This window comes from Nocardia asteroides (assembly GCF_900637185.1).
Lineage (GTDB): Bacteria > Actinomycetota > Actinomycetes > Mycobacteriales > Mycobacteriaceae > Nocardia > Nocardia asteroides.
Map to the genome: position 1 here is coordinate 4,574,139 of NZ_LR134352.1, position 25,453 is coordinate 4,599,591.

Genomic DNA, 25,453 nt, shown 5'->3' on the forward strand with positions numbered 1-25,453 from the left:
CCGATGTCAGGCCGCGGCGCCGAACCAGCGGGACAGGGGTTCGAGTAGATCCCGCTGGTCGGCGCCCACCCACGCGATGTGACCGTCGGGCCGCAGCAGGACCGCGGGGACCTCGGTGTCCGCACCGGCGTCCACGAGATGGTCGACGCGGTCGGCCCAGCCGGTGACCGACAGGCGGCCGGTCCGGTCGAGCAGGAGCCCGCGACCTGCGTGCATCCGCTCGTAGAGGCGGCCCTCGGTGAGGGCGATGTCGCGGTGGCGCCGGCCGACCAGGTCGTGGTCGTCGCCGAGGTCGTAGCGCGTCCCGATGGCGACGACCTTCTCGATCAGGTGCCGATTGACCTCGTCGAAGTCCATCAGCTCGGCCAACAGCCTGCGCACGGCCTGCGCGCCGGGGGTGAGCGAGACCAGTTCCATCTGGGCGCGGGTGTTGTCCAGGACGTCGGCGGCGATCGGGCGCCGTTCGGCCTCGTAACTGTCCAGCAGCCCGGCCGGCGCCCGGCCACCGACCTCGGCGGCCAGCTTCCAGCCCAGGTTGAACGCGTCCTGCAGGCCCAGGTTGAGACCCTGGCCGCCCAGCGGCGGGTGGATGTGCGCGGCGTCGCCGGCCAGCAGCACGCGGCCGGACCGGTAGCGCTGCGCCAATCGGGTGGCGTCGCCGAAACGCGACAGCCAGCGCGGCGCGTGCGCGCCCAGGTCGGTCCCCGCGGTGGCCACCAGCTGCCGCGTCACCTCGTCGAAGGACGGCGGCACGGTCCGGTCCTCGGCGACCTCGGCCGCGGGCACGACGACGCGGTACAGTCCGTCACCGAGCGGCATGGCGCCGAAGCGCAGCTGGGTCTTGCGGACCTCGGCGTTCACCGCGGCCAGCGTCTCGGCCGACGCGGTCAGCCGCATCTCGCCGAGCAGGGTGTCGACCCGGCTCGGTTCGCCCGGGAAGTCGATGCCGAGCAGCTTGCGCACGGTGCTGCGGCCGCCGTCGCAGCCGACCAGGTAGCGCGATCGCAGCGCGGTGCCGTCGGCCAGCTCGACCCGCACACCTCGGTCGTCCTGGTCGAGGCCGGTCACCTCGGCGCCGCGGCGGATCGGCACCCCCAGTTCGACGGCGTGCTCGGTGAGCAGGCGTTCGGTGACGGTCTGCGGGAGGCTCAGCACGTACGGATGACTGGTGTCGAGACCGCCGGGCTGCGGCTTGACGATGCCGGCGAAGAAGCCGCCCAGCGGATGGGTCCGGCCGAGTGCGAGGAACCGGTCCAGCAGGCCGCGCTGATCGAGTATTTCCAGGCTGCGGGCGTGCAGGCCCATCGCGCGCACCACCGAGGTCGGTGCGGGGTCCCGGTCCAGCACCACCACGTCCACGCCGCGCAGCCGCAGCTCGCTCGCCAGCATCACACCGGTCGGCCCGGCGCCCGCGACAATCACGTCGATCACGTCTACCCCCATCATTTTCGCAGGTCACAGCTTCGGCAGGCGATTGTGCCGCAGAACGGGGGTCTTGCCGCAAGCCCCGGGGTGCGCTATATGTTGAGAGTGGCAAGGAGTGGTTTCCCCTCCTTGCCATTGTCGTGTCCGGACCCCTGCCGACGTCTCCTCAACGCACGGCACCGGCGATCGACCCCTGTTCCGGCCGACACTCGTGCGCACCGTTATGGCAGTCGATGCACACTTGCGGTCACTGTTCGTGACGGGTGATTCCAGTGACGCGAGCCGCCCTCGACCAGCCTTCACCTGGCACTTCGCCGATCGCATCGAACCGGCCATACTTCCGGGAATGGGTGCAGTGATGCGCGCTGTGCATCACAGAAACCCGCTCCCCCAACTTATTTCGGCATCGAGTGCACCGGGCGTTCCACGTGAATCAGCCCCTGACCGGGCCTCCCGCCGTCACGCCGCGGCCCCGGCGACCCGCCCCGATAGGCTCCTCCGGTGACCCTCACCGTCGGCTTCGATCTGGACATGACCCTCATCGACTCGCGCCCCGGTGTCGCCCTCGCGATCGACACCCTCGCCCGCGAGTTCGACCTGCCGATGGACGGCAGCCATTTCGCCGAGCACCTCGGGCCGCCCCTGGCGACCCTGCTCGGCGACGCGGGCGCACCCGACGACCTGATCCCGCATCTGGTCACCCGCTACCGCGAGCTCTACCCGGACGTCGTCGCGGACATCCCCGCCCTGCCCGGCGCGGCGGAGGCACTCGACACCGTGCGCACCGGCGGCGGCCGCGCCCTGGTGGTCACCGGCAAGTTCGAACCGCATGCCCGGCTGCACGTCGACCATTTCGGCTGGACCGTCGACCGGCTCGCCGGTGACCTGTGGTCCACCGGCAAGGCCGAGGTCCTGCTGGCCGAATCGGCCCAGGTGTTCGTCGGCGACCACGCGGGAGACATGCGCGGCGCCAAGGCCGCCGAGGCGTTCGCCGTCGGGGTCACCACCGGCCCCTACGACGCTGAGGGCCTGCGCGCGGCGGGCGCCGACATCGTCCTCGACGACCTCACCCAATTCCCCGCCTGGCTCGCGAACTACGCGGCCACGCGCGGCTAGCCACCGAACCGGCTGCGCGCCCGGCGGTTCCGCCCGGGAACCGGGACGCGGACGCGCCCGTTGTCGTGACATGTCGCCGGACCCCTACTGGAATCACAACACCCACTACCACCCGTGGATCCTCGACCAGGTCCCCGCCGGTGCCCGCACGGCCCTCGACATCGGGTGCGGCGACGGCCTGCTGGCCCGCAAGCTCGCCACCCGCTGCGACGCGGTCCTCGGCGTCGACATCGACGACACCGTGCTCGCCACCGCGCCCGCCGCGCCTCGCGTTCATCTCGAGCAGGGCGACTTCCGCGCCCTCGACGACACCTTCGACGTGGTCACGGCGGTCGCGACGCTGCACCACGTCCCGCTGCGCGAGGGCGTCACCGCCCTGCGCGAGCTGGTCGCCCCCGGCGGCACCCTCGCCGTCGTCGGCCTGTGGAAGATGCGCCCCCACACCGATTTCCACTACCTGCCCGTCCTGCCGGTCATCGCCGGGATCGATCGGTGGCGGCGCGGGCAGGCGGGTGGGCCGGCCGCGACCGTGCGCGACCCGCGAGAGACGCTGGCCGAGATCCGGTCGGTGTCGGCCGAGCTGCTGCCGGGAGTACGGATCCGGCGCCGCCTGATGTGGCGCTACACCCTGCTCTGGCGGCGCCCGCGGGAGCACTGATCTCCGGACGAACGACTTTTCGTGCGCGCGCCCCGGGTGATACAGTCCGCCCAGTTTTTGTACGGGGAGGGTTTCTCATCAGCGCATCGCCGACAGTCGTGCGGCGCACCGGTTCCGGAGCGCCGCGGTGACGATGACTCGCACCAAGTGGATCGTGGCGGGCATCGTCGCCGTCGTCACCACCATCGTCGCCGTGATCGTGGTGGTCGTCGTGACCCGCGACCAGAATCCGCGCGACTTCGTGGCCGAGCGCTATCAGCGCGCCCGCCAGCTCGATCAGGCCAACAACGGGCTCGCGTTCACCGCGGCCGCCGCGCCCGCCGCCGTCGCGGCCGCGATCGCCAAGGCCACCGATCCGCGCGATCGCCGCAACACCGGCGACAACCACTACCTGCGCTTCGACAAGGATCTCGTCGCGGTGTCCCCGCACGCGGGCGGTTCGCTCGTGCTGATCGACAGTCTCGCCAACGGCACCCGCCGCCATCACGCCCACACCAGCACCTACGGCTGGAACAGCGGCTCGGCCGCAGGCGACTTCCGCGGTGGCGGCAGCGACAACGGCGGCAAGTAGTTCACCGAGGCGGCTCGCCTCACACAGCACAGGAGGACACTCATGCTCGCCGACCTGGCGGCGGACGCGGGCGCCGCGCTCGCCTATTCCGCGGTGGGAATCGTGTTGATGGCGGTCGGTTTCGGCCTCGTCGACCTGCTCACCTCCGGTGATCTGCGCGCCCAGATCTGGCAGGAGCGCAACCGCAACGCCGCCATCCTGCTCGCGTCGAACCTGTTCGGCGTCGGCGTCATCGTGGCCACCGCGATCTGGACCTCCGACGGCAAGATCGTCCAGGCCCTGCTCGCCAGCGCGATCTACGGCGTGATCGGCCTGGCCGCCATGGCGCTGGCGTTCGTCCTGCTCGACGCGCTCACCCCGGGTGATTTCCGGGCCGTCGTGGCCGATCCGGAACCGCATCCGGCGGTCTGGGTCACGGCCTCGGCGCACATCGCGGTGGCGCTGGTGGTGGCCGCGAGCCTCACCTGATGCCGGTGCACCGCCTGGCCAGGGTGGCGCTGCTGGCGACCGTGTTCGTCTGCGCCGCCTGCGGTCTGGTGTACGAGCTGTCGCTGGTGACCCTCGGCAGCTACCTGATCGGTGACACCGCCGCGCAGGCCTCGATCACGCTGAGCGTGATGGTGTGCGCCATGGGTGTCGGCGCGCTGGCAGCGAAACCGTTGCGCGCGCAGGCGGCCGCCGCCTTCGTCGCGGTGGAACTGGCGCTGGCGGTGATCGGCGGACTGTCGGTGGCGGCGCTGTACGCCAGTTACGCCTGGCTCAATGTCTATACCGGCACGCTGGTGCTGGCCGCGGCGCTGATCGGCATGCTGGTCGGCGCCGAGATCCCGCTGCTGATGGAACTGCTGCAGCAGGTCCGCAGGCAGGAGGCCAGCAGCGCGGTCGCCGACCTGTTCGCCGCCGACTATGTCGGGGCACTGCTGGGCGGGCTGGCGTTCCCGTTCCTGCTGCTGCCCGTGTTCGGGCAGATCCGGGGCAGTCTCGTGGTGGGCGTGGTGAACGCGATCGCGGGATTGGCGCTGGCGTTCTTCTTCTTTCGCGACCGGATGGCCCGCACCGCCCGGCACGTGCTGATCGTCGCCACGGTGGTGGTGGCCGGTGGGCTCACCGGCACCTACGTCTACGCCGACCGGTTCGAGGCCAGCGCGCAGCAGGCGCTGTTCGCGCATCCGATCGTGTGGCAGTCGCGCACGCCGTATCAGCAGATCGTGCTCACCGAGTCGTTCTCGCCGTTCGGCACCACCGACACCCGGCTCTACCTCAACGGCGGGCTGCAGTTCTCCTCGGTGGACGAATACCGCTATCACGAGGCGCTGGTCCATCCGGTGCTGGCGGGGTCGCGCCGTTCGGTGCTGGTGCTCGGCGGCGGCGACGGGCTGGCGCTGCGCGAGATCCTGCGCTACCCCGATATCGGGCAGGTGACGCTGGTGGAGCTCGATCCGGCGATGATCGAGCTGGCCCGCACCGACGAGCGCCTCACCGCCCTCAACCAGCGTTCCTTCGACGATCCCCGCGTCCGGGTGATCAACGCCGACGCCTTCACCTGGTTGCGTGGCGCGCCGGGTCTGTTCGACGCGGTGATCGTCGACCTGCCCGATCCGGACCAGACCTCGGTGGCCAAGCTGTACTCGCAGGAGTTCTACGCGATGACCGCCAATGTCCTGGCCCCGGGCGCCCGCCTGGTGGTGCAGTCCGGCTCACCGTTCTTCGCGCCCCGCTCGTTCTGGACCATCGACGCCACCCTGCGCGCCGCGGGCCTGCACACCACCCCGTACCACGTGGACGTCCCCAGTTTCGGCGACTGGGGTTTCGTCCTGGCCGCGGCGGGCGACACCCCGTCCCCGGCCCTGCGCTCCCCCACCCCGCTACGGTCCCTCGACGACCGCACCCTGGCCGCCGCCACCGTCTTCCCCCCGGACCGCCGCGCGAACGACCCCGAGGTGTCCACCCTCATGCACCCGGTGATCCTGGACCTGCAACGCCAGGAATGGCGCTGACCCTCAGTGGGTTCCGGCCGGAGTGGCGGCTGGGCGCTGCTTGCGGGCGCCGGGTGGGGTGACCAGGCCGAAGGTGATGAGGCTGTCGGCGGTGTCGCGGACGGTGTCCTCGATGGGGCGCATGGTCCAGCCGAGTTCGTCGCGGGCCTTGTCGGCGACGACGTGTTCGGTGCGGCCGAGGACGGGCAGGGTGAGCCGCACCGTCTTGTCGAAGACCGCCACCAGCCGGACCAGCAGGTCGGGCAGGACGCGGGTCGGGACCTTGAAGCCCTGCGCGGCGTAGTCGCGGGCCAGCAGCTGGGCCAGCTCGCCCATCCACAGCGGCTCGGCCGCGCACAGGTACCGATTGCCCGCCGCCGCGGGCACTTCCAGGGCTAGCCGATGGGCCGTCGCGAGGTCGCGGACGTCGACGGGGGTCCAGCCGGTGCGTACCGAGCCCGGCACCTCCCGGTTCAGCAGCATCCGGATCGGTTCGTGTGAGGTGCTGGTGACCTGAGCGCTCTGCAGGGGCCCGAGCACCATCCCCGGGTTGACCGCGACGAGTTCGGGGCCGTCGGTCAGGGTGGCGACGTAGTCCCAGGCGGCCCGCTCGGCCAGCGTCTTGCTCTTCTGGTAGGCCGGGATCCGGTCGACGACGGACCAGTCCGCCTCGGTGCGCGGCCGGTCGACGTCGTGACCGTAGGCCACCGCGGCCACCGACGAGGTGAGCACCACGCGGCGCACCCCGGCGGCCGCGGCGGCGCGCAGCACCCGCAGCGTGCCCTCCACCGCGGGCCCGATGAGCGCCTGTTCGTCGGCGGGCGGAGTGGACGGGAACGGCGAGGCGACGTGCAGGACCGCGTCGCACCCGGTGACGGCGGCGGCCCAGCCCGCGTCGTCGTCGAGCGAGGCGGCCACGAACTCGAGCTCACCGCCGGTGCGGCGGGCGAGTTCGGTCAGGTGCGCGCGCTTGCCGTGCGCGGCGAGGTCGCGCACGGTGCCGCGCACGGCGTATCCGTGCTCGAGCAGTTCGGCGATGCAGTGGCCGGCGACGAAACCCGTTGCGCCGGTGACGAGTACCCGTGTGGTCATGGTGGTTCACCCATTCGTTCCGCGGTGGCGACCGCCCATCTGAGCGGTGCTCAAATAATCTAAGCACCGCATAGATTTCCTGTCCAGTACCGATCCGCGACCGCTCCTCGCATACGCTCGGAGGGTGAAGCGCACCAAGTACCACCACGGCGACCTGCGGGCCACGCTGATGGACGCCTGCCTGCGCCTGATCGAAACCGAGGGCCTGGCCGCCGTCAGCCTGCGCCGGGTGGCCCGCGAGGCCGGGGTCAGCAGCGGCGCGCCCTATCACCATTTCGCCGACCGTGCCGCGCTGCTCTCGGCGCTCTCGGTCGACGGGTTCCAGCAGCTCGCCGCCGACCTCACCGCCGCGCGCGCCGCCGCCGACACCCCGCTGGCCGCGCTGTCCGACCTCGGTGCGAGCTATATCCGGTTCTCCCGCGAACATCCGGCGCAGTTCCAGCTGATGTTCCGGCCCGAGCTCTCCCAGCCCGACAAACACCCCGACGCGCACATCGCCGGGGACACCGCCTTCGGCGTGCTCGAAGAGACCGTCGCCGAGGCCGTCGCCACCGGCGCGCTGTCGGCCGACCGCGCCGAGACCCTGGCCGTGGCCTGGTGGGGCCTGGCGCACGGCCTGGCCTCGCTGTGGCTCGACGGCCAGCTCGAGAAGCGCTGCCAGCAGCTGGGGACCCCGACCACTGTCCTCGTCGACACCATCATGCGCTCGTTCGCCGACCTGATCGCCGGGCACCGCGCCGGCGCCTGAGGCGCTCTCGCTTATTCGCTCGGCCGGGCGCGCACGCTCACCTACAGTGGGTGACACCGCATTTCCCCGCCGGCGGTCCGCCGTCCGCGACGCGCCACCGGCCGAGCCGGAACAGGACAGGCGTGACCGACGAACACCTCACACTTCCGCGCTACGGGACGGGCGCGCTCTCCGACCTGCTGCCCTCGGCCCTGGCCTGCCTCGGTGTCGCGGGCGAGACCGACCGGCTCGGCCTGGCCCTGGATGTCGACCACGTCTGCGTCCTGCTGGTGGACGGGCTCGGCGCCGAAGCCCTGGCCGCCCACCCCGACAGCGCGCCCTTCCTGACCAGCCTGCCGCCCGCCGAGATGACCGTCGGCTTCCCGAGCACCACCGCGACCAGCCTGACCACCCTGGGCACCGGTCTGCCGCCGGGTGAACACGGCATCGTCGGCTACCTGGTGCGGCTGCCCGGCGAGGAGCGGCTGTTCAACACCCTGCGCTGGCGGCTCACCGGCGCTGGCCCGAAGGTCGACACCCTGACCGCATTCCCGCCCGAGCGAATCCAGCCCCAGCGCACCGCCTTCGAGCGCGCCGCGGCCGGCGGGGTCACCGCGATCCAGGTCGCGCCGGGCTATCAGAACGGGTCCGGCCTCACCCGCGCGGGTTGGCGCGGCGGCGGTTTCCGCCCGACGTTCTCCGTCGGCGACCTGGTCGACGGTGTCCTCGACGCGCTCGCCTCCGCGCCGAAAACCCTGGTCTACACCTACCATTCGGACCTCGACACCACCGGGCACGCCCGCGGACCGCGCTCGCGCGCCTGGCGGTTCGAACTGGCCAATGTCGACCGGATCGTCACCGAGCTGGCCACCCGGCTGCCCCCGCGCTCGGCGCTGATCGTCACCGGTGACCACGGCATGGTCGAGCTCACCGACCGCATCGACGCCGATGCCGACCCGCGCCTGACCGAGGGCGTCGTGGCGCTCGGCGGCGAGGTCAGGGCCCGCCACGTCTATACCGCCGACGGCGCGCTCGGCGATGTCGCCGACACCTGGACGGGGATCCTCGGCGCCGACTTCCTGGTCCGCACCAGGGCCGAGGCGATCACCGCGGGCTGGTTCGGGCCGCAGGTGTCCGACGAATCCGCCGCGCGCATCGGCGATCTCGTCGTCGCCGCGTGCGGCAGCGCGGGCGTGGTCCGCACCGCGGCCGAACCCGTCGAGTCGATGATGGTGGGCTATCACGGCTCGATGACTCCGGGCGAACAGCTGGTTCCGTTGCGGATACACCGCAGCTGACCCGCACCGCCTAGGCTGGAGCCACTCGGCGCGCGAGTCGCGCGCAGCGGACCACCAGGAGGAACCATGCACGCCACCACCCGGACCGGCGCTCTCGCCGTTGGCATCGCGGTGGCGGCAGCCCTGGCGAGCGGCTGCACCGAGGTCGAGCGGGTGCTCAACAAGGGCGGCGACACCACCTGCCGCGACTACGTCGGCCAGGAACCCGACACCAAGCGGATCACCATCACCAAGGCGATCAAGGAACGCAACGGCACCGACAACGAGCCCTCGGGCACCCTGGTCGACTCGATGATCGTCCAGGTGGACCTGCTCTGCGCCGGTCAGCGCAATATCGACACCCCGATCAAGAACGCCGACATCGCCGGGCTGTTCCTGAACAAGTAACCGCGGCCGCCACGTCAAGCCGCCACGACAGGGCAGCTACCGGTGACCCGGTCGTCCTCCCGCAAACGGTCCACACACCGGTGACGCAGCTGCTAGACAGGAAGGCGCCACCGACGAGCAGGGAGTGAACGTGGGCGCACACGACGACCCGATCGCCGGATCGCCCCGACCCGACCGGCTCTCGGACTACCGGGGCGCGCTCGAGCAGCAGTGGAACAAGCTCGCCGCGCCCTCGCGCCCGCTGCAGCTGCCCCGCGACACCGGCCCGGTGCGCGAGGAAGTCGCCAAATCCTGGCAGCGCTCGCTGCACACCGTCGATCCCGCCCAGTCCGTGGCACCCGGTTTCGACGACATCAGCGACCGCTGGTCGGAGTCGCCGCTGCGCAGACCGGTCACCGAACTGGCAGGCCAATTGCGCGGCATCGCCGAGGATTCCGGGTACCTGGCCGTCGTCAGTGACGAATCGGGCACCATCTTGTGGACCGCGGGCGATCGCGCCCTGCGCCGCCAGGGTGAACAGGTGAACTTCGCGCCGGGCGGGGTCTGGGACGAAAGCCACATGGGCACCAACGGTTTGTCGCTGGCCCTGCACGACGACAAGGCCGTCACGGTGTTCTCCGCCGAGCACCTGGTCGCCGCCCTGCACGGCTGGGTCTGCTATTCGGCGCCGATCCACGGCCCCGACGGGCGACAGGTGGGCGTACTCGACCTGTCGTCGAGCTGGGAACGGTCGCATCCGATGGTGATGACCTCGGTGCGCGCCCTGGTGACCGCCGTGGAGACGATGCTGCGCGCCGAAGCGCCCGCGCCCGCGCCGGGCGTGCGCCTCGAATGTCTCGGCGCCGCAAGGCTGTTGCGTGACGGCAGGCCGGTGCCGCTGCCACCGCGCCAGCTCGAGATCCTCGCGCTGCTGGCACTGGAACCCGACGGCTACACCCCCGAGCAGCTGCACGCCGCGGTCTACGGCGACCGCGCGGTCTCGCTCAACACCCTCAAAGCCGATGTCTCGCACCTGCGCCGGGCCACCCGCGGCGAGATCGCCAACCGGCGCTACATGCTCACCGGGCCGGTGTCCTGCGACGCGGTCGACCTGCTCGCGGCCATCGAGGGCGGCGACCTCACCTCGGCGCTGTGGCTCTACCGCGGCCCGCTGCTGCCCGGCTCGGACCTGCCCGGCGTCGAACAGTGGCGCGCCCACCTCGACGTGGGGATCCGCAACGCGGTCCTCAACAGCGACCGGCCCGAACACGCCGTCGCGTTCGGGCAGCGCTGCACCGGCGACGTCGCCGTGCACGAGCACGCCCTGCGCCTGCTGCCCCGCGACGACGTCCGCCGGGCCGTCGTCACCGCGCGTCTGTACACCGCACGCCAGGGCTGACCTGCGCGAACGCGCTCACCTACCTCGTGCCAACCTTCGCCGACCATAGTGGGTTCCACCACGCACGGGTCGCGAGGAGCGAGACGCATGATCTACGGCAAGCCCGGATCGGATACCGGCATAGTCAGCTATGCCGCCCGATACGACAACTTCATCGGAGGTGACTGGGCCGCCCCCATCGAGGGCCGCTACTTCGACAACACCTCGCCGGTCGACGGCGAGACGTTCTGCGCGGTGGCGAGGTCGACGGCCGCCGACATCGACATGGCCCTCGAGGCCGCGCACCGGGCCACCGAGCGCTGGGCCGCGACCCCGGTCGCCGAGCGCGCCGACATCCTGCTCAAGATCGCCGACCGGATCGAGAACAGCATCGAGCCGCTGGCGGTCGCGGAGACCTGGGACAACGGCAAACCCGTCCGCGAGACCCTGGCCGCCGACCTGCCGTTGGCGGTGGACCACTTCCGCTACTTCGCCGGCGTGCTGCGCGCCCAGGAGGGCGGGATCTCGCAGATCGATCCGGACACGGTCGCCTACCACTACCACGAGCCGCTCGGCGTGGTCGGGCAGATCATCCCGTGGAACTTCCCGATCCTGATGGCCGCGTGGAAACTCGCTCCCGCGCTCGCCGCGGGCAACTGCGTGGTGATCAAACCCGCCGAACAGACCCCGGCCTCGCTGCTGCTGGTGGTGGAGTTGATCGCCGATCTCCTACCCCCGGGAGTTCTCAACGTGGTCAACGGGTTCGGCGTCGAGGCGGGCAAACCGCTGGCGCAGAGCCCCCGGGTGGCCAAGATCGCCTTCACCGGCGAGACCACCACCGGCAGGCTGATCATGCAGTACGCCGCCGAGAACCTCATCCCGGTGTCGCTGGAACTGGGCGGCAAGAGCCCCAACATCTTCCTGCCCGATGTGATGGCCGCCGACGACGACTATCTGGACAAGGCCGTCGAAGGCTTCGTCCTGTTCGCCCTGAACCAGGGCGAGGTGTGCACGTGCCCCTCCCGGGCACTGATCCACTCGTCGATCTACGACGAGTTCCTCGCCCGCTGCATCGCCCGCACCGAGGCCATCGTGTCCGGTCATCCGCTCGACACCGAGACGATGATCGGCGCACAGGCCGGCAACGACCAATACGAGAAGATCTTGTCCTACCTGGACATCGGCAGAGCCGAAGGCGCCCGCGTGCTGACTGGAGGGGAAGCACGCAAGGTCGACGGCCTGCCGGGTGGGTACTACATCGAACCCACCGTCTTCGAGGGTGACAACACCATGCGGATCTTCCAGGAGGAGATCTTCGGCCCCGTCGTCGCGGTGACCCGCTTCGACACCACCGACGAAGCGATCCGCATCGCCAACGACACTCTCTACGGCCTCGGTGCGGGCGTGTGGACCCGCGACATCAACACCGCCCACCGGCTCGGCCGTGGCATCAAGGCAGGCCGGGTCTGGACCAACTGCTACCACGCCTACCCCGCGCACGCCGCCTTCGGCGGCTACAAGAAGTCGGGATTCGGCAGGGAGAATCACGCCATGATGCTCGGGCACTACCAGCAGACCAAGAATCTGCTGGTCAGCTATTCGACGACGACACTGGGGATGTTCTGATGCAGAACCGGGTCCACCGTGTGGAGATCACCGAACGAGCACAGACTCTGTTGCGCAGGCTGATCGAGGACAACGGGCCGGTGCTGTTCCGCCAGTCCGGCGACTGCGCCGACGAGGACGCGGCGCCGGTGTGCCTGTCCGCCAAGCAGTTCCCGATCGAGAAGGCCGACGTCCTGCTGGGCAGGCTCAGCTGGCACACCGAGTTCTGGATCAGCCCGGAGCTGTTCGAATGCTGGAAGGACACCCACCTGACCGTGGACGCGGTCCGCGGCCAGGCAGGCGCGGATTCCCTCGAGGCGGGCCGTGGCATGCGATTCGTCCTGCGCGCCCGGCAGTTGACCGAGGCGGAGAACGCGGCCCTGGCGGCCGCCCCGCCCCCACGAACGGGCGCCGACCGCACGCTGTAGCGGCGCCACCGACCTGACCTGGTGGGACCGTCCCGGGCCCGCCAGGCCATGGCGAGCCCCCGCCGACTGGGCCATCGCGGCTCAGCCGGCGGGGTGAGCTCGCCGCCGCGCGATGTCGTCCCCGCATAGCAAAAACGTTCCCGCGCAAACCAAATCGCGTCTCGCTCAGCGAGACACGCAGGTCAAGACTGCAACGATTCCGTTACGTTATGGCGATGTTCTTAGCGAGACTCGGTGTTCGTACCCGGATTCTGGCGATCGCTCTCATCCCCAGTCTCACGCTGGTGGTGGTCGGCGTCGGCACGGCGGGCTACCTGGTCGACGAGAGCAACAAGGCCAAGACCTGGGCCTCGGAGATGCAGGCCGCGGTGCCGTACACCCGCGAGCTGATCGAGGCCGTCCAGTCCGAACGTCAGCTCACCCTGGCCCACCTGGCCGGCGACGAGACCGCCCAGGCCGCGCTGGGTCCCGCGCGCGCCCGGCTCGACGCCGCCTTCCGCGCGCTGATCGAGATCTCCGCGGGCATCCGCGAGGTCGACGACTCCAACATCGGTGACGACAAGGGCGGATTCACCACCCTCGGAACGCATCTGGCCGGGGTCCGCGGCGGCGCCGACGCCGGCATGCTGCCCGCCACCGACGCCTACACCTTCTACAACCGGCTGCTCGACGTGTTCACCCAGGGCACCAAGGTCGCCGAGCGCGCCGCCCCCGACGCGGTGGTGGCCTCCGGCGTCGCCGAGGGCATGCGCCTGCTCAACGCCGCCGAGGCGATGTCGCGCAGCAATGCGCTCGCCGTGGCCATGGTCGCGGGCGGCCCCGCGGCCACCGTGCCGCTCGACGAGTTCATCCGCCAGGCCGGGTTCTACCGCCACGAGATCGCCAATGTGGTGGCCGAACTCGGCGAATCCGAGCGCACCGCGCTGACCGCCCTGATGGCGGCCCCGACCTGGCAGCAGCTGTCCGGGATGGAGTCGGCCATCGTGCAGCGCTTCGCCGCGCCCGCCACGACCACGACCAGCGGGTCGACGGCCAAGCAAACCCAGGCCGCGCTGCCGTTGTCGAACGCGGAATGGCAGAGCGCGGCAACCGAAGTCAACCGCGCCATGCTCGACGCGTACGGCGCGCACAACCGGCACGTGCAGAAGCTCGCCCAGGACACCGCCGAGCGGGCCGAGGTGAACGCCGCCATGGCCGGTGGCGGCGTGCTCGCGCTCAGTGTGCTGGTGTTCCTGGTCGCGGTGATCCTGGCCAACCGGATCATCCGGCGGCTGCGCAGGCTGCGCACCGAGACCCTGGCGCTGGCCGACGAGCAGCTGCCCGCCACCATGCGCGCGCTGCGCGAGGGCGGCGACATCGACGCGGTGCCGACCTCCCCCACCCTCGATTTCGGCAAGGACGAGATCGGCCAGGTGGCCCAGGCGTTCGAGCACGCCGCCTCGGCCGCGCTGCGCGCCGCCGTCGACGAGGCCCGGACCAGGGAGGGCGTGCGCGCGGTGTTCCTCAACATCGCCCACCGCAGCCAGATCGTGGTGCACCGCCAGCTCGAGATCCTCGACGAAGCCGAACGCCGCCAGGAGGATCCGGCCCTGCTGGAGACCCTGTTCCGGCTCGACCACCTGGCCACCCGCGAACGCCGCAACGCCGAGAACCTGATCATCCTCGGCGGCGGCAGGCCCGGCAGGCAGTGGCGCAACCCGGTGCCGGTGATGGACGTGGTCCGCAGCGCCATCGGCGAGACCCTCGACTACGCCAGGGTGCGGGTGACCAAGCTGCCCGAGGTGAGCGTCGTGGGCACCGTGGTCGCCGACCTCGTGCACCTGCTCGCCGAGCTGGTCGACAACGCGACCGCGTTCTCCCCGCCGCAGTCGCGGGTGGAGGCGGGCGGCAATGTCGTCGGCAAGGGCGTGGTCATCGAGATCACCGACCAGGGCATGGGCATGGGCCCGGAGGACCTGGAGAGGTTCAACGCCATGCTGGCCGATCCGCCGGACTTCGGCGTCGGCACGCTGTCCTCGGACTCGCGTCTCGGCCTGTTCGTGGTGGCCCGGCTGGCCGTCGCGCACGGTATCTCGGTGCGGCTCAGCGAATCCGACTACGGCGGCATCCGCGCGATCGTGCTGGTGCCGGTGTCGCTGCTGGCCGGGGACGCCGACGCGCCCGCGTCCCCGTCGACCACCGGACCGCTGCGCCGCGGCCTGCCCGCCGCGGTCGCCGCGCCGGCCCCGATCGCCGCCATCGAGCCGGCGCACTCGCCGGTGGCCACCCTGGTCGCCGACCCGGCGCCCACGCCCGCGCCGCGCCCGGTGGAACCGGCACCGGAACCGCCCGCGCCCACCGAGGACGGCAGGCCCGCGCTGCCGCGCCGCCAGCGCCAGACCAACCTCGCGCCCGAACTCACCGACGAACCCGCGGCCGAGGCGCCGCGCACGCCGGAGCGGCCACGCTCGGCCGAACAGGCGCGCGACATCATGTCGGCGATCGAGAACGGCACCAGGCAGGGCCGCAAACCACTCTCCACCACGCATCAGGACGAACAGGAAGGCTGAGGTGAACTCTTCCCACCCAGGTGATCTCAACTGGCTGCTCGACGATCTCGTCGACCGGCTGGCCGGGGTCCGCTACGCGGTCGTGCTGTCCACCGACGGGCTGCTGCTCGGTCGCTCCTCGCAGATGAAGCGGGAAGACGCCGAACACTTCGCCGCCATGTCGTCGACCCTCTACGGCCTCGCGCGCAGCGCGGGCAGCCGGTTCGACGGCGGCGGTGTGCGGCAGGCGGTGATCGAGCTCGACCGTGCCGTCCTGTTCGTGACCTCGGCCGGCGACAACGCCTGCCTGGCGCTGCAGGCGAACGAGTCGGCCAATCTCGGTATGGTCGCCTACGAAATGAACCTCACCGTGCAGCGGGTCGGCAGCTACCTGTCGACCGAGCCGCGCCACGGACTGGCCGAGCTATAGGAAGCACTGCGATGACTCGACTCGGCGATCCGTGGTTCGACGACGCGGCCGGACCCCTGGTCCGGCCGTACGCGGTGACCCGCGGCCGCACCATGGGCGCGGCGCACGACCTGGACATGCTCACGGTGGTGGTGGCGGTGCATCCCGCCCCGACCTTGCGACGACCGGAACCCGAGTACGCGACGATCGCACGCCTGTGCAAACGTCCGCAGTCGGTGGCCGAAGTCTCGGCCGTGCTGAAACTTCCTCTGGCGGTGACCAAGATCCTCGTCGGTGATCTCATCGGCGATGGCCACCTCATCTTCCGGGCTCCGGTAGCGGCCGAGGCCGGCTCCGGGGACCTCAACGTATTGCGAGCGGTTCTGGATGGCATCCGAAAACTTTGACCTCAGCGCACCGGGCGGCGGGCAGCACCTGGCCGCGTCGGTGAAGATCCTCATCGCCGGCGGCTTCGGCGTCGGCAAGACCACCATGGTCTCCTCGATCAGCGAGATCGCGCCGTTGCGCACCGAGGAGCTGATCACCGAGGTCAGCACCGGCGTCGACGATCTGTCGGGGGTGGAACAGAAGTCGACGACCACGGTCGCGCTGGACTTCGGCCGCATCACCATCGACCGCGACCTGGTGCTGTACCTGTTCGGCACCCCCGGCCAGGACCGGTTCTGGTTCCTGTGGGACGAGCTGTGCCGCGGCGCGCTGGGCGCGATCGTGCTGGCCGACACCCGCAGGCTCAGCAATTCCTTCGCCGCCGTCGACTTCTTCGAGCGGCGCGGGCTGCCGTTCCTGATCGCGGTGAACTGCTTCGAGGGCGCGCCCCGCTACACCGTCGACGAGGTGCGCGACGCGCTCGACCTGGATCCGGCGACCCCGGTGGTGCTGTGCGACGCCCGCGACCGGCCCTCTGCCAAGGCGGTACTGACACACCTGGTGGAATACCTGATCGAGCGCGCCACCCGGACCCCGGTGACCACCTAGGCACGATCGGCCGCATCCGCCGCCGGGCCCACCCGCACAGCGCGACGCCCCGTGACCTTCTCCGGTCACGGGGCGTCGCTGTCGGCTCAGACGGCCGGGCCTGCCTCGGCCACGGCGGCCAGGCGGTCCACCGAGGCCTGCAGCTTGTCCGCGGTGGTGGCCTTGGCCCGCACCTGCCGCAGCTCGTCGTCCAACCGGGTCCAGTCGTAGGTGTGGGTCACCCGCGTGGTGGCCTCGTCGATGGGTTCCAGCTCCCAGCGCCACAGGTGTCCGGGCGGGGTCTTGCCACGCTCGGACGGGTTCCACGCGATCCGGCGGCCCTCCTCGAACTCGACGATGTGGTTGTCGCGATCGACCCCGTTGGTGAGGGTGGTGGTGAACACGTCACCGGTGGCGCGGACCCGCTGGCCCGCCGCCGCCTCGGCGAGATTGTCGTTGCCGTCCCAGCGCGGCTGCTGGGCGGGGTCGGCGATCAGTTCGAACAGGGCGGCCGCGCTCGCCGCGATGTCGCGGGAGGCGTGCACGATGCGGGGCACGTCGGTGGTTTCGGTCACGAACCGATAGAACCAGCAGCTCACACACCCGGCAACTATTCGGCTCGAGCCCGCGACTAACCCGCCCGGTGGATCGCGAAGACGGGGATCTGACGGCTCGTCTTCTCCCGGTACTCGCCGAAGCCGGGCATCAGCTCCACCATCCGGTCGTAGAGCGCGGTGCGTTCCGGCTCGGTGACGAGTTCGGCCTTGGCGGTGAAGGTTTCGGTGGGCAGTTCCACGGTGAGTTCCGGATTCGCGACCAGGTTGTGGTACCAGGCGGGGTGCCGGTCGGCGCCGCCGTTGGAGGCGATCAGCACGATCCGCTCCCCGTCGGGCAGGTACACCAGCGGGTTGGTGATCGCGCGACCGGATTTCGCACCGGTCGTGGTGATGATCACCATGTGCTCGTTGCCCTCGAACATGCCGCCGACCCGGCCGCCGTTGGCCCGGAATTCGGCGATCACCTGGTCGTTGAATGCGCTCATCGTCGTCCTTTCCCTGGTGTCCCCTGACCCAACCACCGTGGCGGGCCGGGCATTCCCCGCAGTCCTCGGCATATGCGCCGAGATAGTTCGGTCCACTAACGTTGCGGGGTGCTTGGACATTCTCATGCGACCAGTGGTGCGCTGGCCTGGGCGGGAACCGCCGCGGCGCTCCCGCTCACGGTCGCCGCGTTCCCCCTGTTCGACAGCGACACAACCCGTTTCGGCATCGCCGAGCTGATCATGGGTACCCTGCTCACCGCGGGGGCCGCGCTGTTGCCGGACGCGGATCATCCGAGCGGCACCATCTCGCATGTGCTGGGCCCGGTCTCACATCACCTGTGCCGGTTCATCTCCTGGGTCTCCGGTGGGCACCGGCACGGCACCCACTCGCTGCTGTTCGTCGTCGCCGCGGTCGCCGCCACCTGGGCCGGGGAGCACTATCTCGGCAGGCCGTTCACGTTGAGCCTGGTGTTCTTCCTGCTGGCGCTGGCGGTGCGGTCGCTGCATCTGTGCCCGCCGGGCAAGAGCGTGCGCACCTACGGCACGGTGATCGTGCTGGCGACGGCGGGCACCTTCGCCGTCGACCACTGGATCGTGGACCGGCCCGCGTGGCTGCCGATCTGTGTCGGCCTCGGCTGCCTGGCGCATCTGCTGGGCGACTGTCTCACCGACCGCGGCTGCCGGCTGCTGTGGCCGTTCCCGCTGCGGACCCGGGTGCCCCTGATCGATCGGACCGGCAACCGGGTCGAGACCTGGGTCATCTCACCGCTGTTCGTGCTCGGCACGATGGGTGCGCTCTGGTACGCGATCATGCACCGGCCCTGAGCGGGTCGTCGGCGGCACGGACGGTGGCCCTCCCCCGTCCGTGCCCTTCTTTTTTAGGTGTTGTTCGATCGCAGACACATGTTTTAATGCGCATATCTCAGTATCGGCATGGCGTTTGTGATGTGTCAGCACCGAGATCCGGACCGGCGCACACTTTCCCCGAAAGCGACCCGAACCCCGCGCATTTCAGTGCACAGTTGTACTCTCAAACTTGTGACCGAGCAGCTCCCCCAGTCCCAGGCCGAAGTACAGGCACTCACACGCCTGGCCGGCGACGAGTTCGTCGGCGCCGTCGACGGGATCGCGGCCATCCATCGCGCCATCTCCGATCGCGTGTTCGCCGCGGTACGGATGGGCGTCGGCCCGGCCGCCCACCCGGTGAAGGTGGTGCACGACGCGATCACCGACAGCGTGTACGCGGTCGTCGGCGGTACGGGATTCGTGGTCGGCGAGGTCGCGAGCGCGGTCCGGATGCCCGGCGTCACCGCGCCCTCGCGCACGGTGTGGGGCGCGGGCGTACTGGCCGCCGTGCAGGGACTCATCGGCGACACCCTGCAGGACGAGGCTCCGATCCTGGCCTCCCCCATGACCTTCCGCGTCGACGGCGCACCGGTCCCGCCGGAACAGTTCGCCGCGCACGTCCCGGTGCCGACCACCCGGCTGGCCGTCCACCTGCACGGACTCGCGGAGACCGAGCACGCCTGGCGCCTCGGCGGCCGTCCCAGCTACGGCGCACGACTCGAACAGGACCTCGGCTACACACCGGTCTTCGTGCGCTACAACTCCGGGCTGCACATCTCCGAGAACGCCGCTCAGCTCGACGACCTGCTGACCCGCCTCGTCGCGTCGTGGCCGCTGCCGGTGCACGAGATCTGCCTGATCGGCCATTCCATGGGCGGGCTTGTCGCTCGCGGTGCCTGCCACCGCGCCGACGAGGCGGGCGCGAGCTGGGTGCGCGCGGTCCGGCAGATCGTCTGCCTCGGTTCCCCGCACCTGGGCGCCCCGCTCGAGCAGCTCGCCCATGTCGCCGCCGCCGCGTTCGGCCTGCTGCCCGAGACCCGGCCGCTCAGCTCGCTGCTGCGGCGGCGCAGTGCCGGGATCCGCGACCTGCGGCAGGGCTCGCTCGTCGACGAGGACTGGCGCGATCTCGATGCCGACGCCCTGCGCGCCCGCGCGGTGCGCGAGGTGCCGCTGATCGCCGGCGTCGACCACTACTTCGTCACCGCCACCGTCACCCACAGCCCCGCCCATCCGGTCGGCCGGGTGGTCGGGGACGGGCTGGTGCTCAGCGGCAGCGGCGCCGGCCGCGGCCGCACCCGGCGGATCGGGCTGGCCGACATCGACGGCCTGCACGTGCCCGCGGCCCACCATTTCAGTCTGCTCAACCACGACGCGGTCTACACGGCCCTGCACGGTTGGCTCGCGAGCACCCCCCGCCGGACGGCCCGGGTGGATACGCTGTGGCCATGACTCTCGACCACGGCGATCCCGGCGACGCTCCCTCCATCCCGCTGCCGACCGCTCCCCTGGCCAACGAGGCCCGCCCCTCGGCGGCCGAGGAGGCCAGAACGATTGCGGCGGCCACCAATACGGGCACCCTGGCCAGTCTCACCGCCGACGGCGCGCCGTGGGCGTCGTTCATCACCTACGGACTGCTCGACGGCGCCCCGGTGCTGAGCGTGTCCCGGCTGGCCGAACACGGCCGCAACCTGGCCGCCGATCCGCGCGCCAGCATCGCGATCGTCACCCCCGACATTCCGGCTGATCCGCTGGCGGGCACCAGGATCACCCTCGCGGGTGTGGTCGAGCGTCCCGAGGGCGCCGAGGCCGAGGCCGCGCGCGCGGCACACCTGGCCGCGATCCCGGCGGCGAAGTACTACATCGACTACAGCGACTTCACCCTGTGGGTGCTGCGGGTCCAGCGGGTGCGCTGGGTCGGCGGGTACGGACGGATGGATTCGGCCTCCGCGCAGGACTACCTGGCCGCGCAGCCGGATCCGATCGTGCCGCTGGCCGCGCCGGGCATCGCCCACCTCAACGCCGACCACGCCGACGCGCTGCTGGCCATGGCCACCCGGCTCGGCGGATTCCCGGACGCCACGGCGGCCACCTGCGAGCGCGCCGACCGCTACGGCCTCGACCTGCGGGTCGAGACACCGCGCGGGGTGGCCCGCACCCGGGTCGGCTACACCGCGCCGCTCTCGGGGATCGGTGACCTGCGTTCGGCCACGGTCGAACTCACCCGGCTGGCCCGCGCCGCGAGCTGACGAGTTACGCCTCGTACAGCTCCAGCGGCAGATCGTCGGGGTCGAAGAAGAACGCCATGTGCTTGCCGGTGTGCTCGTCGACCCGTAGTTCCTCGGTGCGCACGCCGCGCTCACGCAAGGTCGTGAGCGCGGCGGCCACGTCCGCGACGGCGAAGGCGAGATGCCGCAACCCCGCCGCCTCCGGCCTGCTCGGCCGCGGAGGCGGGTCGGGGAAGGAGAACAGCTCGATCCGGCAGCCGCCCGACAGCGCCACATCGAGCTTCCACGAGTCGCGGTCGGCCCGGTAGTTCTCGTCGAGCACCGTGCCACCGAGGATCTCGGTGTAGAACCGCTTCGAGCGCGCGTAGTCGGTGGCGATGATCGCGACGTGATGGACCCCGAGGAACTCCATCCGGACGCCGTTCAGTTCCAGAGCGCGGCGACGGCGACGTTGACGATCGCGAGCGCGCCCGCGGCATCGGTCATCCAGTCGATCTGCTTGCCGCGCTTGGCGTCGGCCCGCCCCATCTCGGCCAGCGCGACCACGATCACCGAGATCGCCAGCTTCACGGCCAGCTTGGTGGTGTCCGGGTCCTTGCCCAGCGAGTCGACCCCGGAGGCCAGGCCCGCCAGGATCACGCCGGTGATCAGCTGCGCCCGCGCGCCCCAGACCATCAGTTCCGAGACCACCGGCCGCGACGCGGCGAATCCACCGACCACCGCCGCCATGCCCAGCAGATGGGTGACAACCACCAGGTTGTATACGAATTCCATGGGTGCCGAGCCTAGTTCAGACGACGACGGCCGGTGCCCGAAGGCACCGGCCGTGGTCCGACGAACTCGTGCGCGGGTTACCGGAGCTGCTGGTCGAGCAGATGGGCGTCCTTGCGGACACCGAAGGCGGTGATGATCTCCATGATGCCGATGACGATCAGGAAGATGCCGACCACGAGCACCAGCGTCGAGATCGAGCTGATCGGCCACACGATCAGCACCACACCGGCGACGGCGCTGATGATGCCGTAGAAGATCTGCCACCCGCGCCCGGGCGTCCCCGGCTCCGAGGCCGCCGCGAACAGCACCGTGATGCCACGGAACAGCCAGCTGATGCCGATCCACAAGGCGAGCAGCAGGATCGAGGTCAGGTCATCGCGGAAGCAGAAGATACCGATCACCAGCGACAGCAGACCACTGATGAACGACAGCACCCGGAAGCTGGTGCTGGGCAGGTGGGTGAAGGCGGCGACCAACTGGAAGATGCCGCTGACAACCATGTAGATACCGAACAGAATGCCCGCCACGAGCAGTGACGGACCGGGCCACACGAGCACGATGATGCCGAGGACCACCGCGAGGAGGCCGGTGACCAGAATCGTTTGCCAGGTTTTCTTGGCCAGAGCCGCAAAGGGGCTCTCCAGCACGGTATTTGTCGTCATGACGAGATGTTATGCCTGGGATCTCCGGTTTTCCCGATATTAGCTGGAGCTGTGATCGTGTCGCGATCGGCGGCATCGCGTCGAGTGCGGGCGCGGGCACCGGGGGTGACCGTCGCCACGTCCTTGCATTCGCGAACGTTTGGTCGGCGCGGCTCTCGGGTAGCTCATGGAAGTGTCGGTTGTACTCGTGCTGCAAGCCCGGGGCCTCGGTGACCTCCTCGCCGCGGTCCCGGCTCTGCGTGCTCTGCGCCGGGCCGAACCACGGAGCCGGATCGTGCTCGCCGCACCGCATCGACTGGAGCAGATCGTCGATCTGATCTCCTCGGTCGACGAGCTGGTGCCCACCGCCGATCCGGCCGCCCTCATCTGGGACGGGCCCGCGCCCGAGCTGGCGGTGAATCTGCACGGCGCCGACGGCGCGAGTGCCAGAGCGCTGGCCGATACCGGCGCCGCGCGGATCATCGGCCATCGCTCCCCCGCGCTGCCCAAGCTCGCCGGGCCGCGCTGGGACCCGGAGGCGCACGTGGTGGACCGCTGGTGCCGGCTGCTGGAGACCGAGGGCATCGCGGCCGATCGCCGCAACCTCGGGCTCATGCCGCCGGTCACCTCGATCAGCCGCCGGGACTGCGTCGTCGTCCACGTCGGCGCGGGCGCGCAGGCCCGCCGCTGGCCGCCGGAGCGGTTCGCGGCGGTGGTGCGGCACCTGCTGGTCCTCGGGCGCGACGTGGTGCTGACCGGTGATCCGTTCGAGCGGGAGATCGCGGTGCAGGTCGCAGCCCAGGCCGGGCTGCCCGACGACCGGGTGCTGGCGGGCAGGCAGAACCTCACCGACCTGGCCGCCACGGTCGCCGAGGCCGCCCTGGTGATCAGCGGCGACACCGGTGTCGCGCACCTGGCGACCGCGTTCGGTACCCGGACGGTGCTGCTGTTCGGTCCCACGCCACCGCGGCGCGGCGGACCGCCCGCGCATCTGCTCGGCAGGCACGCGGTGCTGTGGGCGGGTCAGGTCGGCGATCCCGAGGCCAGGGTCCCGGACCCAGGACTCTTGCGGATCGGGGTGCCGGAGGTGGTGTCCGCCGTCGACGCCCAGCTGGACAAGCAGGACTGGACCGAGTCGACCCGGTCGCGTTATCGCCGCGTCGGCTGACCGGGGGCGGCAGCCTCGCGCAGTGCGGCGGCGTGCGCGGCCAGCGCGCTGGGCCAGAACTGCTCGAGGTAGTCGCGGGCATCGCTGAGGCCGCGCGGGTCCAGCGAGTACAGGTGCCGGTTGCCGTCGCGACGCATCGACACCAGGTGCGCTTCGCGCAGCACCCGCAGGTGCTGGGACGCGGCGGAGCTGGTGATCCCGGCTGCCGCGGCGAGGTCGGAGACCGCGCGCGGGCCCTGCGGTAAGGACTCGAAGATCACGCGCCGGGTGGGGTCGGCCAGGGCGGCGATGGCCCGAACTCCGTTAGCGTCCACTGAATCAGTGTCCTCCGGAAGCCGTAGTTCGGCAATGATCTTGCGACCTGGGAATTCCGCCCGGTCGGTCCCGGGAATTTCCGCTTTCGTTATGGTGTCGTTATAGATCAACTGGCGTTATAGCGGTTCGTGATCGCAGCCACATCATTCGCTGTCGAGATCACGGTTTCGCTACGTTCGAAACATGTTCGTGACCAACCCGTTATCTGCTCGAGTCTCCGACGCCATGGCCGGCCGTTGGGGAGGCGTTGTCGCGGGTGCGGTGGCTCTGTCCGCACTCGTGGGAACCTCCGCCGCCACCTTCGGTGCGCCCGAGACCCCGGCTTCCGACACCAGCATCACCGCGGGCTCCGCCGAGACCATCGCCGCGGGTCAGTCGCCGTACCGTTTCACCGCCTACACCCCCGCCGAGGCCCAGGGCCCGCAGGGCGCCGCGCCCGTCTCGGCCCCGATCCCGTGGGAGGAGCACCGCGAAGCCGTGGCGCTCGCGCTGCCGGAGCTGCCCCCGCTGCCCGCCATCGCCCCGCCCCCGCCGCCGCCGCGCCCGCACACCGTGCGCCCGGTCAACGGCAGGCTGACCTCCTACTACGGCGCCCGCTGGGGCACCGCGCACAACGGCATCGACTTCGGCGATCCGATCGGCGCACCGGTCTTCGCCGTCACCGACGGTACCGTCATCGAGACCGGTCCGGCCTCCGGGTTCGGCCTGTGGGTCCGGATCCAGCAGGACGACGGCACCATCGGCGTGTTCGGTCACGTCAACGAGATCCTGGTCCAGCCGGGCCAGCACGTGAACGCCGGTGACGTCGTCGCGACCGTCGGCAACCGCGGTCAGTCGACCGGCCCCCACCTGCACTACGAGGTGCACGTGCCGGACGGTTCGCTCTACGGCGCCCCGATCGACCCGCACCCGTGGCTCGCCGCCCGTGGCGTCGACGCCGGTGTCGCTCAGGACTGATCCCGTGCTCCACTGATGTGCGCCGTGCGCGCGATCAGGAAATCCCGTAGCCGCGCGACCGCGAGTGTCGGCCCATGGTCTCCCGAGACCAGGCCGATCTCGCGGTCGCGTTCGCCATCGATGGCCACCACCACCAGATCGGGGTGCGCGATCTCGGCCGCGGGCAGCAGTGCCACGCCGAGGCCGAGTGCGACCAGCTCGCGCAGGGTGTCGAACTCGGTGATCTCGAACAGCACTCGCGGGGTGAAACCGGCTGCGGCGCACCAGGTGTCGAGCAGGGTCCGGAGCTGGTAGGTCGGCGGGTTGGCGATGAACGGCGCCGCGGCCAGCTCGGCCAGGTCGACCCGGTCGCGCGCGGCCAGCGGATGCGTGCGCGCCACGTGCAGCGCGATCCGCTGCCTGCCCAGCGGTACCGACGGCAGGTCGGGCGGCGGCGGGATCATCACCGCCAGGTCCAGCCTGCCGTCGCGGACCTGCGCGGCCAGCGCCTCCCCGTGCGCCTGCACCAGATGCAGCCGGATCTTCGGCGCTCTCGTGTGGAACTGCGCCAGCAACGACGGGACGCTCACCGGTCCGAGGGTGAGCGGGAATCCGAACCGCACCAGGCCGCTGTCGGGGTCGGCGTCGGCGCGGACCCGGCGCACCGCGTCGTCGAGGGCCCGGACCAGGCCGCGAGTGTGTTCGTAGAGCGCGCGGCCCGGGACGGTGAGCGTCACGCCCCGGCCCGACGGCTGGAACAGCGCCACCCCGAGCTGCTGTTCCACCGTCTTGATCCGGCGGCTCAGCGAGGACTGCGGCACGCCGAGCCGGTCGGCCGCCCGGGTGAAGTGCCCCTCCTCGGCCGCCGCGTCGAAGGCCGCCAGCAGTGGCGCCAGGGCCTGCGCGTCACCGAAATCATCCATTTCCGGATCATATCCTCACCGATTCCGTATT

At 70.8% G+C, this 25,453-nt stretch carries 29 protein-coding genes; 20 read left to right on the forward strand and 9 right to left on the reverse strand.

From position 1 onward, the window contains the following. Positions 1-6: 6 nt before the first annotated feature. A complete protein-coding gene (gene rox, locus EL493_RS21395; protein ID WP_019047376.1) occupies positions 7-1,431 on the reverse strand; it encodes a rifampin monooxygenase in 1,425 nt (474 codons plus the stop codon). 495 nt (positions 1,432-1,926) lie between these two features. Here rox and EL493_RS21400 point away from each other — a divergent pair, with 495 nt between their 5' ends. From EL493_RS21400 to EL493_RS21420, 5 genes are all read left to right on the forward strand, one after another. Next, positions 1,927-2,541 (forward strand): HAD family hydrolase, encoded by a 615-nt coding sequence (locus EL493_RS21400; RefSeq protein WP_019047377.1) that lies wholly within the window; start codon positions 1,927-1,929, stop codon positions 2,539-2,541. A 70-nt stretch (positions 2,542-2,611) separates the two neighbouring features. Beyond that, on the forward strand, positions 2,612-3,199 hold the full coding sequence (locus EL493_RS21405) for a class I SAM-dependent methyltransferase (RefSeq protein ID WP_019047378.1): 588 nt from the start codon (positions 2,612-2,614) through the stop codon (positions 3,197-3,199). A gap of 133 nt (positions 3,200-3,332) precedes the next feature. Beyond that, complete coding sequence (locus tag EL493_RS21410; RefSeq protein WP_051719486.1) at positions 3,333-3,770, forward strand: DUF4247 domain-containing protein; 438 nt, start codon at positions 3,333-3,335, stop codon at positions 3,768-3,770. A gap of 42 nt (positions 3,771-3,812) precedes the next feature. After that, positions 3,813-4,238 carry a DUF350 domain-containing protein gene (locus tag EL493_RS21415; protein ID WP_019047380.1) on the forward strand — a complete coding sequence of 142 codons (426 nt, stop codon included), beginning with the start codon at positions 3,813-3,815 and terminating at the stop codon, positions 4,236-4,238. Further along, complete coding sequence (locus EL493_RS21420) at positions 4,238-5,767, forward strand: polyamine aminopropyltransferase (protein WP_019047381.1); 1,530 nt, start codon at positions 4,238-4,240, stop codon at positions 5,765-5,767. Before EL493_RS21415 ends, EL493_RS21420 begins: the two co-directional genes overlap by 1 nt. 3 nt (positions 5,768-5,770) lie before the next feature. Here EL493_RS21420 and EL493_RS21425 read toward each other — a convergent pair whose 3' ends face one another. After that, positions 5,771-6,838 (reverse strand): NAD-dependent epimerase/dehydratase family protein, encoded by a 1,068-nt coding sequence (locus EL493_RS21425; protein ID WP_019047382.1) that lies wholly within the window; start codon positions 6,836-6,838, stop codon positions 5,771-5,773. A 124-nt stretch (positions 6,839-6,962) separates the two neighbouring features. On the opposite strand from EL493_RS21425, the gene EL493_RS21430 reads away from it, so the two are divergent. The 10 genes from EL493_RS21430 to EL493_RS21475 all read left to right on the forward strand — a co-directional run bounded on the left by EL493_RS21430 (position 6,963) and on the right by EL493_RS21475 (position 16,573). Then, on the forward strand, positions 6,963-7,586 hold the full coding sequence (locus EL493_RS21430; RefSeq protein ID WP_019047383.1) for a TetR/AcrR family transcriptional regulator: 624 nt from the start codon (positions 6,963-6,965) through the stop codon (positions 7,584-7,586). A 122-nt stretch (positions 7,587-7,708) separates the two neighbouring features. Then, positions 7,709-8,863 carry an alkaline phosphatase family protein gene (locus EL493_RS21435; RefSeq protein WP_019047384.1) on the forward strand — a complete coding sequence of 385 codons (1,155 nt, stop codon included), beginning with the start codon at positions 7,709-7,711 and terminating at the stop codon, positions 8,861-8,863. Between the two features lie 66 nt (positions 8,864-8,929). Then, positions 8,930-9,250, forward strand: coding sequence for a hypothetical protein (locus EL493_RS21440; RefSeq protein WP_019047385.1), 321 nt, complete (start codon positions 8,930-8,932; stop codon positions 9,248-9,250). Between the two features lie 124 nt (positions 9,251-9,374). Continuing rightward, positions 9,375-10,628 (forward strand): transcriptional regulator, encoded by a 1,254-nt coding sequence (locus EL493_RS21445; protein WP_019047386.1) that lies wholly within the window; start codon positions 9,375-9,377, stop codon positions 10,626-10,628. 87 nt (positions 10,629-10,715) lie between these two features. After that, positions 10,716-12,233, forward strand: a complete 1,518-nt coding sequence (gene exaC, locus EL493_RS21450; protein ID WP_019047387.1) for an acetaldehyde dehydrogenase ExaC — start codon at positions 10,716-10,718, stop codon at positions 12,231-12,233. After that, positions 12,233-12,640, forward strand: coding sequence for a DUF779 domain-containing protein (locus tag EL493_RS21455; protein WP_019047388.1), 408 nt, complete (start codon positions 12,233-12,235; stop codon positions 12,638-12,640). Before exaC ends, EL493_RS21455 begins: the two co-directional genes overlap by 1 nt. Before the next feature lie 209 nt (positions 12,641-12,849). Then, positions 12,850-15,189, forward strand: coding sequence for a sensor histidine kinase (locus EL493_RS21460; RefSeq protein WP_019047389.1), 2,340 nt, complete (start codon positions 12,850-12,852; stop codon positions 15,187-15,189). Position 15,190: 1 nt separating this feature from the next. Then, entirely contained in the window at positions 15,191-15,598 is a 408-nt protein-coding gene (locus tag EL493_RS21465; protein WP_019047390.1) for a roadblock/LC7 domain-containing protein, read from the forward strand. A gap of 11 nt (positions 15,599-15,609) precedes the next feature. Beyond that, positions 15,610-15,984 (forward strand): DUF742 domain-containing protein, encoded by a 375-nt coding sequence (locus EL493_RS21470; protein WP_019047391.1) that lies wholly within the window; start codon positions 15,610-15,612, stop codon positions 15,982-15,984. Beyond that, positions 15,965-16,573: a GTP-binding protein gene (locus EL493_RS21475; protein ID WP_022566802.1), complete on the forward strand. Its 609-nt coding sequence runs from the start codon at positions 15,965-15,967 to the stop codon at positions 16,571-16,573. The genes EL493_RS21470 and EL493_RS21475 overlap by 20 nt, the downstream gene beginning before the upstream one ends. An 86-nt stretch (positions 16,574-16,659) precedes the next feature. Here the strand turns inward: EL493_RS21475 and EL493_RS21480 are convergent, their stop codons facing one another. Beyond that, positions 16,660-17,127, reverse strand: coding sequence for an SRPBCC family protein (locus EL493_RS21480; protein ID WP_030202354.1), 468 nt, complete (start codon positions 17,125-17,127; stop codon positions 16,660-16,662). Positions 17,128-17,183: 56 nt separating this feature from the next. Next, positions 17,184-17,594 carry a nitroreductase family deazaflavin-dependent oxidoreductase gene (locus EL493_RS21485; RefSeq protein WP_019047394.1) on the reverse strand — a complete coding sequence of 137 codons (411 nt, stop codon included), beginning with the start codon at positions 17,592-17,594 and terminating at the stop codon, positions 17,184-17,186. 108 nt (positions 17,595-17,702) lie between these two features. Here EL493_RS21485 and EL493_RS21490 point away from each other — a divergent pair, with 108 nt between their 5' ends. The 3 genes from EL493_RS21490 (at position 17,703) to EL493_RS21500 (ending at position 20,686) form a co-directional block, all read left to right on the forward strand. Continuing rightward, positions 17,703-18,419, forward strand: a complete 717-nt coding sequence (locus tag EL493_RS21490; protein WP_019047395.1) for a metal-dependent hydrolase — start codon at positions 17,703-17,705, stop codon at positions 18,417-18,419. A 213-nt stretch (positions 18,420-18,632) separates the two neighbouring features. Continuing rightward, positions 18,633-19,889, forward strand: coding sequence for a lipase family alpha/beta hydrolase (locus EL493_RS21495; protein ID WP_036835770.1), 1,257 nt, complete (start codon positions 18,633-18,635; stop codon positions 19,887-19,889). Beyond that, positions 19,886-20,686, forward strand: coding sequence for a HugZ family pyridoxamine 5'-phosphate oxidase (locus EL493_RS21500; RefSeq protein WP_030202361.1), 801 nt, complete (start codon positions 19,886-19,888; stop codon positions 20,684-20,686). The genes EL493_RS21495 and EL493_RS21500 overlap by 4 nt, the downstream gene beginning before the upstream one ends. A 4-nt stretch (positions 20,687-20,690) precedes the next feature. Here EL493_RS21500 and gloA2 read toward each other — a convergent pair whose 3' ends face one another. The 3 genes from gloA2 to EL493_RS21515 form a co-directional block, all read right to left on the reverse strand. After that, positions 20,691-21,077 carry an SMU1112c/YaeR family gloxylase I-like metalloprotein gene (gene gloA2 / locus EL493_RS21505; RefSeq protein ID WP_019047398.1) on the reverse strand — a complete coding sequence of 129 codons (387 nt, stop codon included), beginning with the start codon at positions 21,075-21,077 and terminating at the stop codon, positions 20,691-20,693. Between the two features lie 11 nt (positions 21,078-21,088). Continuing rightward, complete coding sequence (locus tag EL493_RS21510; protein ID WP_019047399.1) at positions 21,089-21,439, reverse strand: hypothetical protein; 351 nt, start codon at positions 21,437-21,439, stop codon at positions 21,089-21,091. Positions 21,440-21,516: 77 nt separating this feature from the next. Further along, positions 21,517-22,101 (reverse strand): HdeD family acid-resistance protein, encoded by a 585-nt coding sequence (locus EL493_RS21515; protein WP_036835772.1) that lies wholly within the window; start codon positions 22,099-22,101, stop codon positions 21,517-21,519. A gap of 172 nt (positions 22,102-22,273) precedes the next feature. On the opposite strand from EL493_RS21515, the gene EL493_RS21520 reads away from it, so the two are divergent. After that, positions 22,274-23,248, forward strand: coding sequence for a glycosyltransferase family 9 protein (locus tag EL493_RS21520; protein ID WP_126405831.1), 975 nt, complete (start codon positions 22,274-22,276; stop codon positions 23,246-23,248). On the opposite strand, the gene EL493_RS21525 is transcribed toward EL493_RS21520, so the two are convergent. Further along, positions 23,230-23,562, reverse strand: a complete 333-nt coding sequence (locus tag EL493_RS21525; RefSeq protein WP_019047402.1) for an ArsR/SmtB family transcription factor — start codon at positions 23,560-23,562, stop codon at positions 23,230-23,232. The two genes, EL493_RS21520 and EL493_RS21525, sit on opposite strands and share 19 nt — an antisense overlap. Positions 23,563-23,842: 280 nt before the next feature. Between EL493_RS21525 and EL493_RS21530 the strand changes: the two genes are divergently transcribed. Then, positions 23,843-24,520: a M23 family metallopeptidase gene (locus EL493_RS21530; protein ID WP_232017246.1), complete on the forward strand. Its 678-nt coding sequence runs from the start codon at positions 23,843-23,845 to the stop codon at positions 24,518-24,520. Here the strand turns inward: EL493_RS21530 and EL493_RS21535 are convergent. Further along, positions 24,511-25,422, reverse strand: coding sequence for a LysR substrate-binding domain-containing protein (locus EL493_RS21535; RefSeq protein ID WP_019047404.1), 912 nt, complete (start codon positions 25,420-25,422; stop codon positions 24,511-24,513). The two genes, EL493_RS21530 and EL493_RS21535, sit on opposite strands and share 10 nt — an antisense overlap. Positions 25,423-25,453 lie beyond the last annotated feature (31 nt).